Below are 15187 nucleotides of genomic sequence, written 5' to 3' on the forward strand. Positions count from 1 at the left end.
CGGGCGATTGCAGGGCGGTGAAGGATCGGAGCGGGCACTCGGTGTGTTCATCAATACCTTGCCGCTGTGCATCGAGCTGAACGCCCATAGCGTCAAAGGCGCCGCACTGGCGACCCACGAACGCCTGAGTCAGTTGCTGGCCCATGAACATGCGCAACTGGCGCAGGTGCAGCAATGCAGCGCCATGCCGGCGGGCACGCCGCTGTTCAGCACGCTGCTCAACTATCGTCACAGCGCCCCGGTCGGGCCGATATCCGCTGAGGTGCAAGCGGCGTGGCACGGCATGCAATTGCTCGCTGCCGAGGAACACACCAACTATCGCCTGACTCTCAGCGTTGATGATCTCGGTGAAGACTTCCGCCTGAAGGTATTGGCCGGGGCCGGCATTGATGCGCAGCGTATCTGCGGGTACATGCAGGGAGCGTTGATGACGTTGCTGGAGGCACTGGAGCACACGCCGCACGTGGGCTTTGACCGGTTGTCGATCCTGCCGGCAGCTGAGCGCGAACAGTTGCTGGTGGATTTCAATGCGACCGAGGCTGACTACCCGCGTGAGCTGACGATTGCCCAGCGCTTCGAATCGCAGGTCACCGAGCGTCCGCAGGCTATTGCAGCGGTGTTTGCCGGACAGCCACTGACTTACTTGCAGCTCAATCGCCAGGCCAATGCCTTGGCGCATCACTTGATCGCCATCGGGGTGAAAGCCGATGACCGCGTGGCCATCGTCGCCCGCCGGGGCCTGGATACATTGGTCGGGCTGGTCGCCATCCTCAAGGCCGGCGCCGGCTATGTGCCGATCGATCCGGCGCATCCTGCCGAGCGGATCAGTTATTTGCTGAGCGACAGCGCACCGGTCGCGGTGCTCACGCAAAGCGATCTGCACCAGAGACTGCCGCTGTTGAGCGTGCCAGTGATTGATGTCGATCTGTGCGCATGGCCGGCGCAGGCGCAGCACAACCCTGCGGTGCCGGGCCTGAGCGCTACGCATCTGGCGTACGTGATCTACACCTCGGGTTCGACCGGTCTGCCCAAAGGGGTCATGGTCGAACATCAGCCGTTGTCCAATCTGGTCGACTGGCACTGTGAAGCGTTCGATTTACGCGCCGGCAGCCACACCTCAAGCCTTGCCGGATTCGGTTTCGATGCGATGGCGTGGGAAGTCTGGCCGGCCCTGTGCGCGGGCGCGACCCTGCACCTGGCCCCATCCCATGATGGCGCTGAAGACATCGATGGGTTGCTCGACTGGTGGCGTGCGCAGCCGCTGGACGTGAGCTTTTTGCCAACACCGGTCGCCGAATATGCGTTCAGTCAGAACCTCGATCATCCGACCTTGCGCACCTTGCTGATCGGTGGCGATCGCTTGCGCCAGTTCAGCCGTCAGCAGCGCTTCGCCGTGATCAACAACTACGGCCCGACCGAGGCCACCGTGGTCGCGACCTCCGGGCGTATCGACGTTGGCGCGGCGTTGCACATCGGTAAACCGGTGGCGAACGCGGCGGTTTATTTGCTCGACGAGCAGCAACGGCCAGTGCCAATGGGCGTCATGGGCGAGTTGTACGTCGGTGGCGCGGGCGTGGCCCGGGGTTATCTGAATCGCGCCGACCTGACTGCCGAGCGCTTCTTGCGCGACCCGTTCAGCCCCTTGCCGAATGCGCGCATGTACCGCACCGGTGACCTTGCCCGTTGGCGCGAAGACGGCTCGCTCGACTACTTGGGGCGTAACGACGACCAGGTGAAAATCCGTGGAATGCGCATTGAATTGGGCGAAATCGAGACTCGCCTCAATCAGCTCCCTGGTATTAACGAAGCGGTGTTGCTGGCCCGCGAGGACCAACCCGGCCAGCCGCGACTGGTGGCCTATTTCACCGAACAGGCGGGGGCCGAGCCACTGGCAGTGGGCGAGTTGCGCGAGCATCTGCTGACGCAGTTGCCGGACTACATGGTGCCGGCAGCGTTTGTCCGGCTCGAGGTTTTGCCGCTGACCGCCAATGGCAAGGTCGACCGCAAGGCATTGCCGAAACCGGATCTGGCCGCGCTGCCGACCCGCGAATACGTGGCACCGCAAGGTGAACTGGAAACCGCGCTGGCGCAGATCTGGTCCGAAGTGCTGCAAGTCGGGCAGGTCGGCCGTCACGATCACTTCTTCGAACTGGGCGGTCATTCGCTGTTGGCGATGCGCATGGTCTCGCTGATCCGTCAGCGCCTCGGCGTCGAACTGGCGCTGAGTGATCTGTTTGCCGATGCGCAATTGAGCGCAATCGCTGCAGTATTGAACCGCGCCGGGCGCAGCGCGTTACCGGAGATCTTGCCGGCACCGCGTGATCAGGCGCTGCCGATGTCCTTCGCCCAACAACGCCTGTGGTTTCTTGCGCAAATGGCGGGTGGCAACTCGGCGTACAACATTCCTCTCGGCTTGCGCCTGCGCGGTCACCTCGACGTCGATGCCCTGCAATCGGCGCTGGCGCGGATCGTCGCCCGCCACGAAACCCTGCGCAGCCGTTTCATCCGCCTCGACGACAGCGCGCAGGTGTCGATTGCCCCGGTCGATAACGGTTTGCTGCTGCGCGTAGAAGATCTGCGCCAACAGCCGCAGGCCGAGCACACCTTGCAAATATTGCTGGCGCAGGAAGCCTCGACAACGTTTGATTTGCAGAACGATTCGTTGATTCGTGGACGGTTGGTGCGTCTGGCTGACGATCATCATGTGCTGCTGTTGACCGTGCATCACATCGTTGCCGACGGCTGGTCGATGGGCGTGCTGACCGGCGAGTTGATGGCGTTGTATCAGGCGTTCAGCCAAGGCCAACCGGATCCGCTGCCAGCACTGACGCTGCAATACGGCGACTACGCCCTATGGCAACGGCGCTGGCTCAGCGGTGAAGTGCTGCAGCAGCAAAGCCAATATTGGCAGCAGACCCTCGACGGTGCGCCGGCCTTGTTGACGCTGCCCACCGATCGCCCGCGACCGGCGCAGCAGGATTACACCGGCGGCAACGTCGAAGTGTTGCTGGACGAGCGCCTGAGTACTGGCCTCAAAGCGCTGAGCCAGCGTCATGGCGCGACCCTGTTCATGACCCTGATGAGTGCCTGGGCGTTGCTGATGAGTCGGCTGTCCGGGCAATCCGATGTGGTGATCGGCGCGCCGGTGGCCAACCGCAGCCGCGCTGAAACCGAAGGCCTGATCGGTATGTTCGTCAATACGCTCGCCGTGCGCATCGACACCTCGGGCGCGCCCAGCGTCGAAGCGCTGCTGGCACAGGTCAAGGCGCGGACACTGGAAGCGCAGGCGCATCAGGATCTGCCGTTCGAGCAAGTGGTGGAAATCGCCCGCCCGGTGCGCAGCCTGGCGCACAGCCCGTTGTTCCAGAGCACGTTAAGCTGGGACGGCAGCGTTGGCCCGCAACTGGCCTTGGGCGAGCTGACGCTGGAGGGTGTTGCCGGGACCGGCAATGTCGCCAAGTTTGACCTGACGCTGACACTGGGCGAGGTCAACGGAGTGCTTCGCGGCACGCTGAACTACGCCACGGCGCTGTTCGATGCGCTGACGATCAAGCGGTACATCGGCTACTTCGAACGTCTGCTCGAAGCGATGATTGCCGATGATCAAACGGTGCTGGAACGTGTGCCATTGCTGGCAAATGATGAGCGCCAGCGCTTGCTGTACGACTTCAACGCCACGGCGCGTGGCTACCCGCAAACACTGACCGTACACGGGGTTTTCCAACAGCAGGCAGCCGCGCATCCCAAAGCTGTGGCGGCCGTGCATGGTGCGCATTCGCTGAGCTACTTTGAACTCAACGCGCAAGCCAACCGCCTGGCCCATCACCTGATCGCGCACGGCGTGCAGCCGGGCGATCACGTGGCGATCCTGCTGCCGCGTTCGCTGGAGTTGCTGGTCGCGCAACTGGCCATTGCCAAATGCGCGGCCGCTTATGTGCCGCTGGACATCAATGCACCGAGCGAGCGCCAGGCGTTCATGGTCGAGGATTGCCGCGCGGTGGCGTTGTTGACCTTGAGCGACGAAGTCATCGACTACGCCGCGCCGCGTATCGACCTCGACAAGCTGACCCTCAACGGCCAGCCGACGCATAACCCGAACCTGCTGCAGTCATCCGAGTCGTTGGCGTACATCATGTATACCTCCGGCTCCACCGGCACGCCGAAAGGAGTGATGGTGCCGCACCGGGGCATCGGCCGCTTGGTGCTCAACAACGGTTACGCCGATTTCAATGCGCAGGATCGTGTGGTCTTCGCCTCGAACCCGGCGTTCGATGCGAGCACCATGGACATCTGGGGGCCGCTGCTCAATGGCGGTCGCGTGGTGATCATCGACCATCAAACCTTGCTCGATCCGCATGCCTTCGGCCGTGAACTGAGCAGCAGTGGCGCAACGATCCTGTTCGTCACCACCGCGCTGTTCAATCAATACGTGCAACTGATTCCGCAGGCGCTCAAGGGCCTGCGGATTCTGCTGTGCGGCGGTGAGCGGGGCGATCCGGCGGCGTTTCGTCGCCTGTTGGCCGAGGCGCCAACACTGCGCATCGTGCATTGCTACGGCCCGACTGAAACCACCACCTACGCCACAACCTTTGAAGTGCGCGAAGTGGCAGAAAACGCCGAGAGCGTGCCGATTGGCGGGCCGATTGCTAACACGCAGGTTTACGTGCTCGATGCGTATCAGCAGCCGGTGCCGATGGGCGTCACCGGCGAGCTGTACATCGGCGGGCAGGGCGTGGCGCTGGGGTATCTGAACCGGGCGGATCTGACTGCCGAGAAATTCCTCTGCGATCCGTTCAGCGAAATGCCGGGCGCGTTGCTCTATCGCACCGGCGACCTCGCGCGCTGGCTGGCGCCGGGGCAACTCGATTGCATCGGGCGCAACGACGATCAGGTGAAGATTCGCGGTTTCCGCATCGAACTGGGAGAAATCGAAAACCGCCTGCTGAATTGCCCGGGGATCAAGGAAGCGGTGGTGCTGGCGCGCCGCGACGGACAGGACTCCCCGCGTCTGGTGGCGTACTACACGGCGCACGATGAGCACTTGGACAGCGCTGAACTGCACGCGCAAATGCACGCGCGACTGCCGGAATACATGGTGCCCACCGCGTGGGTGCAACTCGATGTATTGCCGTTGAACAACAACGGCAAGGTCGATCGCAAGGCGCTGCCGGCACCGACGCAGGAGGCACTGCTCAGTCGGGCCTACGAGGCACCGGCCAATCCACTGGAAGCAAGCCTGGCGCAGGTCTGGGCCGAGGTGTTGCAGGTCGGGCAGGTCGGTCGCTATGACAACTTCTTCGAGCTCGGCGGCCATTCATTGCTGGCCATGCGCATGCTCTCCCAGGTGCGCCAGCAATTGGGCGTGGAGCTGGCGCTGGCCGATCTGTTTGCCAACCCGGAACTGGCGGCGGTCGCCGAAGTGTTGAGTCAGGCCGAACGCAGCAGCTTGCCGCCGATTCTGCCGGCACCGCGCGATCAGGCACTGCCGTTGTCGTTCGCCCAGCAACGCTTGTGGTTCCTCGCGCAAATGGATGGCGGCAACACCGCCTACAACATTCCTCTGGGCTTGCACCTGCGTGGCCGACTCGACGCCGTGGCACTGCAACGGGCATTGGCGCGAATCGTCGCTCGTCACGAAACCCTGCGCAGTCGGTTCACCCAACTGAACGACGAAGCACAGGTGCTGATTGCCCCGGTCGACAGTGGTCTGCCGCTGATTGTGGAAGACTGGCGACAACAGCCGCAGACCGAGGAGGCCTTGCGCACATTGCTCGATACGGAAGCGCGCGGACCATTCAATTTGCAGGACGATCCATTGATCCGTGGACGGCTGGTGCAGTTGGCCGATGAGCACCATGTGCTGTTGCTGACGATGCACCACATCATCTCCGACGGTTGGTCGATGGGCGTGCTGACCCATGAGTTGATGGCGCTGTATCAGGCGTTCAGCCACGGCGAGGCCGATCCGCTGCCGCCGCTGGCCCTGCAATACGCGGATTACGCGGTATGGCAACGGCGCTGGCTGAGCGGCGAGGTGTTGCAGCGCCAGAGTGATTACTGGCAGCAGACTCTGGCCGGCGCCCCGGCATTGTTGAGCCTGCCGACTGACCGACCACGGCCGGCGCAACAGGATCACCGCGGCGGCAGTGTCGAGATCGTACTGGACGCGCAGACCAGCGCCGGTCTCAAGGCGTTGTGTCAGCGCCACAGCGTGACGCCGTACATGGTGATCATGAGCGCCTGGGCGATGCTGCTTACGCGTCTGTCCGGGCAGTCCGATGTGGTTATCGGCTCGCCCGTCGCCAACCGTACCCGCGCCGAAATCGAAGGGTTGATCGGCATGTTCGTCAACACCCTGGCGCTGCGCATCGATACCTCGGGCGATCTGACGGGGGCAGCGTTGTTGGCGCGGGTCAAAGCGCAGACGCTGGCCGCGCAGGCGCATCAGGATCTGCCGTTTGAACACGTGGTGGAAATCACCCGGCCGCTGCGCAGCCTTTCCCACACACCGTTGTTCCAGACTTTGCTGAGCTGGGACAGCAGCGTGGCGCCAGCCTTGGCACTCGGCGAGCTGACGCTGGAAGGTCTGGCCGGGGAAAATCACTTTGTGAAGTTCGACCTGTCGCTGAGTCTGGGCGAAAGCCAGCACGGGGTGCGTGGCTCGCTGCGCTACGCCATCGCGCTGTTCGATGAGTCGACCGTGCAGCGTTTTGTCGGTTACCTCCAGCGCTTGCTGGCGGCGCTGGTCAGTGATGATCAGGCGGTTTTGGCGCAAGTCGAGTTGCTTGCCGAGGATGAGCAGCGACGCCTGCTCGGCGACTTCAACGCGACGGCGCTTGATTGCCCGGTCGAGCAACCGGTGCAGAGCCTGTTCGAAGCACAGGTGCGGCGTCAGCCGGACGCCATCGCCGTGCAGTCGGGCGAACACAGCCTGACCTATCGCGCGCTGAATGCGCGTGCCAACCGCCTCGCGCATCACCTGCGTGAGCAAGGCGTTGGGCCGGATGCGCGGGTGGCGCTGTGCGTCGAGCGGGGGCTCGATCTGGTGGTGGGGTTGCTCGGCATTCTCAAGGCCGGTGGCGCGTACGTGCCGCTGGATCCGGCTTATCCGGCGGAGCGCCTGGACTTTATGCTCAGGGACTGCGCGCCGGTGGCGGTGCTGGTGCAGACGGCCACGCGATCGCTGTTTGCCGAGGCTGGGGCAATGCTGATCGACCTTGACCAATGCACCTGGCACGACCAGTCGGAAAGCAATCCGCAAGTGCCATGCCTGAGTCCTTCGAACCTGGCGTACATGATCTACACCTCAGGTTCGACCGGCACACCAAAAGGCGTGATGCTCGAACATCGTGGCTTGTGCAATCTGGTGCATTGGGGCTCGCAGATTTGCCCGCCAGCTCCAGAGGGCGCGTTGTTGCAGAAAGCCCCATTCAGTTTCGATGGTTCGGTGTGGGAATTCTTCTGGCCACTGACGGCCGGTGTGCGTCTGGTGCTGGCACGGCCGGGCGGCCATCGGGAACCGGCGTATCTGGCGCAAGTGATTCGTCAACAGCGGGTCACGGTGGTCAAGTTCGTGCCGGCGCTGTTGCAGCAATTTCTCGAGCTGCAAGACGTCAGTGAATGCACCAGCCTCACCGATGTGTTCTGCGGTGGCGGCGAACTCACGGCGGCCCTGGCCCGCGAAGTGCGCCAGCAACTGCCGTGGGTGCGCCTGCATAACGTGTATGGCCCGACCGAAGCCACGGTCGACAGCACAGCGTGGACACTGGAACCGCACATGCCCGTGCCATCCACCGAATTGCCGATTGGCAAGGCCATCTGTAACACCCGTTTGTACGTGCTCGATGCGCATGACCAAGCGGTACCGCTCGGTGTTATTGGCCAGTTGCACATCGGCGGTATCGGCGTGGCGCGAGGGTATATGGGACTGCCACAGATGCAGGCCGAGCGCTTTATCGACAGTCCGTTTGTGCCCGGTGACCGCTTGTACCGCACCGGCGATCTGGTGCGTTACCGCGCGGACGGTAACCTCGAATTCATCGGGCGCAATGATTTCCAGGTCAAGCTGCATGGTTTGCGCCTGGAACTCGGTGAAATCGAAGCGCGGTTGATCCAGCACCCGGGTGTGCGCGAGGTGGTCGTGCTGATGCGCGACGAACGACTGGTCGCGTATTTCACTTTGCGCGAGGGCAGTGCTGCACCGGCTATCGACACGCTGCGCGCGTTCATTCTTGAGCAGTTACCCGAGTACATGGTGCCGGGTGCGTTTGTTGCGCTCGACGTTTTGCCGCTGAGTCCCAACGGCAAGATCGACCGTCAGGCGCTGCCGGCGCCGGGCCTCGACGCGGTACTCAGCCGACATTACGAAGCACCTGAAGGCGAGGTCGAAACCGTGTTGGCGCGGGTCTGGGCTGAGGTGCTGAATGTCGAGCAGGTCGGACGCCACGACAACTTCTTCGAATTAGGCGGGCATTCGCTGCTGGCGATTCGTCTGGTCAACCTGCTGCAGCGTGCGGGGCAACAGGTGACGCTGGCGGAGCTGTTCCAGCGTCCGAGTGTCGAGTCGCTGGCCGCGCTGCTCTGTCAGCGCAACACGGTGCCCGAACAGCCGGATGGCCTGGTCGTGGTACGGCCGGGCGAGGGCGGCGATGCGCTGTTCCTGATCCATGAGTTCAGCGGCAGGGAGGTGTATTTCCCGGCATTGGCGATGCACATCAAGGGGCAGTTTCCGATTTACGGTTTGCCCGGTGTGCCGTTGGGGCAGCCGCAGCTGCGCACGCTTGAGTGCATGGCCACGCGGATGGTCGGGATTATCCGGGCGGTACAACCGCATGGGCCGTATCGTCTGGCCGGGTGGTCGTTTGGCGGCTTGCTGGCGTATGAAATCGCTCAGCAGTTGCTTGGCCTCGATGAGGCGGTGGCGTTTGTCGGTCTGCTCGATACCTACGCGCCGCATCCGGCCAGTCAGGATAAAACCCGCTGGAGCGGCGCGCATCGCGACAAGCATCAGTTGCTGGAGCACTGCCGCGCGCGTTCGCAGATGCGCGGTGCAGAAGGGCTGCCAGCGTTGGCTGAGGTCGAGCGGCTGGAGGCTGAAGTCGAACGCATTGCGTTCGATGAGCTGTTCCAGCGCTGCTGCGAACAGCAATTGCCTGACCCGGAACTGGCCGCACTGAGTGCAGCGGATGCCTGGAGTTACTTCGATCGTGAGGCCGCTCATGGCCTGGCGCTGGCGCATTACCGGGTCAGCCCGGCCAGTCAGCCGGTGCACTTGTTCCGCGCTCAGGCACTGATGCCGGGGCAGTCGCAGCCGAGTCCGACCCGCGGTTGGGAAAACAAGATCAGTACAAGTTTGCTGCGCTGCATCGATGTCCCGGGTGATCACCGCAGCATGATGAAAGCTCCGGATATTCAGGCGCTCGGCCAGGCCTTGAGTCAGGCTATGGCCGCTGCGCAGGCTCCGGAGCCAGAGGCCTATCAGCCGCTATTGACCATTCAGAGCGGGCACGCCGGGCATGCGCCGATCTTCTGCGTGCCGGGGGCGGGCGACAGTGTCACCGGGTTCATTCACCTGACCGAGGCCTTGGGCCCGGAGTGGCCGATCATCGGCCTGCAACCGCGTGGGCTCGATGGCAGCGGCGTGCCGCACAGCCAGGTTGAAGCGGCAGCGAAGTGCTATCTGCAAGCTGTCGAGCAGTTGTATCCGCAAGGTGCGGTGCACCTGATCGGCCATTCCTTCGGCGGGTGGGTCGCGCATGCCATGGCCGCGCAGTTGCAGGCGGCGGGGCGTGAGGTGGCGTCATTAACCCTGATCGACAGCGAATCGCCCGGCGGCAACGGTACGGCGGGCAAACCGTACACCACGACTGCCGCACTGGAACGCTTGATCGAGACGCTGCAACTGTCCAGCGGCAAGTCGTTGGGCATCGACCCGCTGGCGTTCGCCGAGGCTGACGACACCACGCAAATGCGCCTGTTGCACGAGGGCATGGTGCGCGCCGGTGTGTTGTCTGCGCGTTCGTCAGCGCAGGCCATGCACGGCCCGGTCCGCACCTTCGCCACAGCCTTGCGCACGGTCTATCAACCGCAGTTGGCCTACACCGGGCCGGTGCGGCTGGCGCTGGTCGATGACCCGACGCTGGATGCGTGGGGCAATCAGCGCGAGCAAGCGGCGATGGTTGAAGGCTGGCAACGCCAGGTGACGGATCTGGCGGTGTGGTACGGGCCGGGCAACCACTTCACGATTCTCAAGGCGCCCAACGTTTTCAGTCTCGCGGCGTGGTGGCATGACGGCCTGAAAGTGCCGGCCGGCCAAGTGGTTTCCTGATTGTTGTTTATCTACCAGAGCCCGGCCGCTGGCCGGGTTCACCCCTGAACGGACTTGTGGTCATTTATGGAAAAGTCGAAGTTGCGCAAAGTCGGTATGGGTTTGGCGTTAGTGGCAGTGGCGGGATTGGCGTTCTACGCGGTGCAGGCACCGGCCGAGGCGCCGCAGTACCTGACCGCGCCGGTGGAACGCAGTGACATTGAAAACGCGGTGCTCGCCACCGGGTTGCTCGAAGGCATCAAGCAAGTGGACGTCGGCGCGCAAGTGTCGGGGCAATTGAAGTCGCTCAAGGTCAAGGTTGGCGACAAGGTGAAGAAAGGGCAGTGGCTGGCAGAAATCGATCCGCTGGTGTTGCAGAACACTTTGCGCCAGGCCCAGGTTGATGAAGAAAACCTGCAAGCGCAAAAACGCGCGACCCAGGCTCAGCTCAGGCAGACCAAAGCGATTTACGAGCGCTACAAGAACTTGCAGGACGACGCGTCGATCTCGCGCCAGGACTTCGAAACCGCCGAGTCGGATTATCAGGTGCAACAGGCCAATCTGATGTCGCTGGATGCGCAGATCAAAAGCGCGCACATCCAGATCGACACGGCCAAGGTCAATCTGGCCTACACACGGATTGTTGCGCCGATTGATGGCGATGTAGTCGGCGTGGTGACACAGGAAGGCCAGACCGTGATCGCCAGCCAATTGGCACCGGTCCTGCTGAAACTGGCGGATCTGGACACCATGACGGTCAAGGCGCAGGTGTCCGAAGCCGACGTGATTCACATCGCCCCGGGGCAAGAGGTGTATTTCACCATTCTCGGCGAGGACAAACGCTACTACGCGAAACTGCGCGGCACGGACCCGGCGCCGCAGAACTTTCTTGAAACACCGCCCGCCGGCACGCCTAAGCAAAGCAGCGCGGTGTTCTACAACGCGTTGTTCGAGGTGCCCAATCCCGATCATCGCCTGCGCATCTCGATGACCGCGCAGGTGCGCATTATCCTCGACACCGCCAAGTCGGTGCTGACCGTGCCGGTGGCGGCGCTCGGCCCGCGCAATGCCGATGGCAGTTTTCCGGTACGCGTACTCGACGCCAAGGGCCACGCGCAGTCGCGCAATGTGCAGACCGGGATCAACAACAACGTCAAAGTGCAGATCAACGCCGGTCTGGCAGAAGGCGACCGCGTGGTGATCGGTGATCCGGTGAACAATGTGGCGGGGGCCTGAGCATGACTGAGCCACTGCTACAGCTGACCGGCATCACCCGCAGTTTCACCGCCGGTGACCGTGAATTTCTGGCGTTGAAGAACATCAACCTGACGATCAATGCCGGGGAAATGGTCGCGATTATCGGCGCCTCGGGTTCTGGCAAATCGACGCTGATGAACATCCTCGGTTGCCTTGATTACGCCACCGCCGGCAGCTACAGGATCAACGGCCAGGAAACCCGCGATCTGGACAATCAGGCCCTGGCCGAGCTGCGCCGCGACTACTTTGGTTTCATCTTCCAGCGTTACCACTTGCTGCCGCATTTGAGCGCAATGCACAACGTCGAGATGCCGGCGATTTACGCCGGTACGCCACAGCTTCAACGCCATGCCCGTGCCCGTGAGTTGTTGGCGCGACTGGGTCTGGAAGGCCATTTGACGCATCGGCCGAGCCAGCTCTCCGGCGGTCAGCAACAGCGAGTGAGTATCGCCCGCGCCTTGATGAACGGCGGCGAAGTGATCCTCGCCGACGAACCGACCGGCGCCCTCGACACGGCCAGCGGCAAGGAGGTCATGCGCATCCTGCTGGAGCTGCACGCGGCGGGGCACACGGTGATTCTGGTCACTCACGACCCGAAAGTGGCGGCCAATGCCGAGCGCATCATCGAAGTCAGCGACGGCGAAATCCTCAGCGACCGCAGCAATGAACGCGATACCACGCACCTGCTCAGCGAAGAACCGGTGGCACCGAAAGCCACCGCTTCGCGTCGCCTGGTCGCCAGTCTCGGGCTATTCAAAGAAGCGTTCGCCATGGCCTGGGTGGCTTTGATTTCCCATCGCATGCGCACCTTACTGACCATGCTCGGCATCGTCATTGGCATCACTTCCGTAGTGTCGATTTCGGCGGTCGGGGAGGGCGCGAAGAACTACGTGCTCAAGGACATTGCGGCGATTGGCAGCAATACCATCGATGTCTATCCCGGCAGCAGTTATGGCGACAAACGTGCCGCCGCCATTGAAACCCTGACGCCGGCCGACGTCACCGCGCTGAATCAGTTGTACTACGTCGACAGCGCCACGCCGATGATTGGCCGCAGTCTGTTGTTGCGTTATCGCAATATCGATCTGGATGCGCAGGTCAACGGCGTCAGCGATCAGTACTTCAAAGTGCGCGGGATCAAAATGGCCGCCGGCATCCCGTTCAGCGAAAGCGATGCGCGGCGGCAGGCGCAGGTGGTGGTTATCGATCACAACACCCGGCAGCGTCTGTTCGGGCAGGATGTTGACCCGTTAGGCCAGGTGATTTTGATCGGCAACCTGCCGTGCACAGTGATCGGCGTGGCCGCGCAGGATAAAAGCCTGTTTGCCTCGGGCAAGACCCTCAACGTCTGGGTGCCCTACGAAACCGCCGCCGGGCGGGTGTTGGGCCAGCGTTATCTGGACAGCATCAGCGTGCGCATGAAGGACGGCCAGCCGAGCAAAGTGGTGGAAGAACACGTCACCCAACTGCTGCTGCAACGCCACGGCACCAAGGATTTCTTCACCAACAACCTCGACAGCGTCTTGCAGACCGTGCAGAAAACCAGCCGCTCACTGGCGTTGCTGCTGTCGCTGATTGCGGTGATTTCCCTGGTGGTCGGCGGTATCGGGGTGATGAACATCATGCTGGTGTCGGTGACCGAACGGACCCGCGAGATCGGTATTCGGATGGCGGTGGGGGCGCGGCAGTCGGACATTCGTCAGCAGTTTCTGGTGGAGGCGGTGATGGTCTGTTTGTTGGGCGGGGCGATTGGCATTTCCTTGTCGTATGCCATCGGGCATTTGTTTTCGGTGTTTATCAAGGAGTGGGAGATGGTGTTCTCGCTGGGGTCGGTGTTGACGGCGGTGGTGTGTTCGACGTTGATCGGGATTGTTTTTGGCTTTGTGCCGGCGCGGAATGCTTCGCGGCTTGATCCGATTGAGGCGTTGGCGCGGGATTAAGGGCTGACCCTCATCAAACCTGCTGGGCATTGCACAGGTCGTGATGTTGGGGGAATTACCGGTGAATCAGGCTTTGGAGCACGTCGCGGGATTGCCCTCACCCTAACCCTCTCCCAGAGGGAGAGGGGACTGATCTCGGTGTTCTTTCGAGGTACACCGACGTGGGATACCGAGCCAAACTCAGGTTTTGAACAGCACAAAGATCGGCTCCCTTTCCCCCTCGCCCCCCCCTGGGGGAGAGGGCTGGGGTGAGGGGGTAAATCCCACTGACACACCGCAAAACCTCGAACCACCGCCATCCAGAATTTCCATCAATAAACACAACACCGTGAGCCCGTTTAAATTACACGAACCGTTACGTCATACCGCCTACAACACCTTGCGTCGTTACCTACGCGTACGCCAGAATCCGCCGGCTTGTGCGCTTATCCCATGGGCTCTATCGTTTCCCTGCCACTGCCTATCAGTGGTCGGGTTTAGTAGCCCGATTGGTATTAGTAAGTGCATGAGTTCCATTTAGTCAGGGGCGTCTCTGCCTGCACTCAATGGTGGTTGTGCGCAGGGCGCCCTCGGGCGCGCCGGTCTTGCTAATTCCACCGGTCTACTAACCTGTGCACAGCCGCCACCCTTCTTTTAGTAGAGAACGGTCGCGGCCCTATTTCAGGAATTAGATGAATATGTTCAAAGTTACGCCGAACCCTCCGGACACCGACCCGATCCCCTACGACGCCGCACTGGAACCTCAAAACATCAAAGAGGCCACAGAACGGGCGATCAATTTCTACCTCAATCCTTCCGCGCTCAAAACCTCAAAACCCACCCGCAAAACCGGCAAGATCTACCTGATCGACCCCACCGTCGACGACGAAACCCTGCTCGTTGAAGCCTATGAATCGCTGTCCTCGGCCAGTGACATGGCCCGCGACCTTGCCGACTCGATCGACAGCCCTCACCGCAAGAAAATGCTGATCCTGCAGCAGGTGATCATGTTGAGTGAATTGGTGGTGAGTCGCGTCCTCGACAATCAGCGCTTGCCCAACTAATTGCGAAACTGCCGCGCGAGGGAGCCTGCTCCCTCGCTGCGCAGAAGGAGTTTGAGCTTATGTCCAAGACATCCGATCCGCCGGTTACTGCAGCCAACATCATGGCCACGCCCTATACGCCCAACGCTATGTTCCGGGTCAACCCGCAAACCGATACCGAATCCCTGCTGGCAAACGCCTGTGAATCGCTGGCTTCGGCCTCGGTCATGTTGTGTGATTTTGCCGGGATGCTGGAGGGGCCGCATCGCCAGACCTTGTTGGGTATTGCGCAAGTGGTGATGTTGGGGGAGTTGGCGGTGAATCAGGCATTGGAGCACGTCGCGGGAGTGCCCTCACCCTAACCCTCTCCCAGAGGGAGAGGGGACTGACCGAGATGTTCTTTCGAGCTACGCCGACCTGAAATATCGCGTCGAACTCAGGTTTTGAAACGGCTCCCAAGTCGAACTCAGTTTCGAACTCAACCGAGATCGGCTCCCTTTCCCCCTCGCCCCCCTTGGGGTGAGAGGGCTGGGGGTGATCTGGTCAAACGATACTGGACACGGTTATAGGGTTTTACCCTTTTTCATGCCGCCAGGGCCTCCATGTCCACCGGAGTTCGGTAGCCATTGTGACTGTGCAGCCTGATCCGATTGTAATAATGG

General features: G+C 62.0%; 5 protein-coding genes (1 of these 5 running past the window's edge). All 5 read left to right on the forward strand.

Annotation, left to right across the window (positions count from 1 at the left end; translation table 11 throughout):
• Positions 1-10327, forward strand: the 3' portion of a protein-coding gene (locus CKW14_RS03545) for a non-ribosomal peptide synthase/polyketide synthase (RefSeq protein WP_095124692.1). It extends 7517 nt beyond the left edge of the window; 10327 of the gene's 17844 nt are visible here — the last part of the coding sequence; its start codon lies off the left edge, out of view; it ends in the stop codon at positions 10325-10327.
• A 66-nt stretch (positions 10328-10393) separates the two neighbouring features.
• Positions 10394-11542, forward strand: coding sequence for a macrolide transporter subunit MacA (macA, locus tag CKW14_RS03550; protein WP_095124693.1), 1149 nt, complete (start codon positions 10394-10396; stop codon positions 11540-11542).
• 2 nt (positions 11543-11544) lie between these two features.
• A complete protein-coding gene (locus CKW14_RS03555; protein WP_095124694.1) occupies positions 11545-13503 on the forward strand; it encodes a MacB family efflux pump subunit in 1959 nt (652 codons plus the stop codon).
• A gap of 677 nt (positions 13504-14180) precedes the next feature.
• Positions 14181-14546 carry a DUF6124 family protein gene (locus CKW14_RS03560; protein WP_095047882.1) on the forward strand — a complete coding sequence of 122 codons (366 nt, stop codon included), beginning with the start codon at positions 14181-14183 and terminating at the stop codon, positions 14544-14546.
• A 59-nt stretch (positions 14547-14605) separates the two neighbouring features.
• Entirely contained in the window at positions 14606-14887 is a 282-nt protein-coding gene (locus CKW14_RS03565; RefSeq protein ID WP_320413091.1) for a DUF6124 family protein, read from the forward strand.
• Positions 14888-15187 lie beyond the last annotated feature (300 nt).

This window comes from Pseudomonas sp. Irchel s3a12 (assembly GCF_900187485.1).
GTDB lineage: Bacteria > Pseudomonadota > Gammaproteobacteria > Pseudomonadales > Pseudomonadaceae > Aquipseudomonas > Aquipseudomonas neuropathica.

What these genes read in the sequence shown, in the direction of transcription:
- CKW14_RS03560 (WP_095047882.1), top strand. Translation starts at nt 14,181, where the DNA reads ATGTTCAAAGTTACGCCGAACCCTCCGGACACCGACCCGATCCCCTAC.
- CKW14_RS03555 (WP_095124694.1), top strand. Translation starts at nt 11,545, where the DNA reads ATGACTGAGCCACTGCTACAGCTGACCGGCATCACCCGCAGTTTCACC.
- macA (WP_095124693.1), top strand. Translation starts at nt 10,394, where the DNA reads ATGGAAAAGTCGAAGTTGCGCAAAGTCGGTATGGGTTTGGCGTTAGTG.
- CKW14_RS03565 (WP_320413091.1), top strand. Translation starts at nt 14,606, where the DNA reads ATGTCCAAGACATCCGATCCGCCGGTTACTGCAGCCAACATCATGGCC.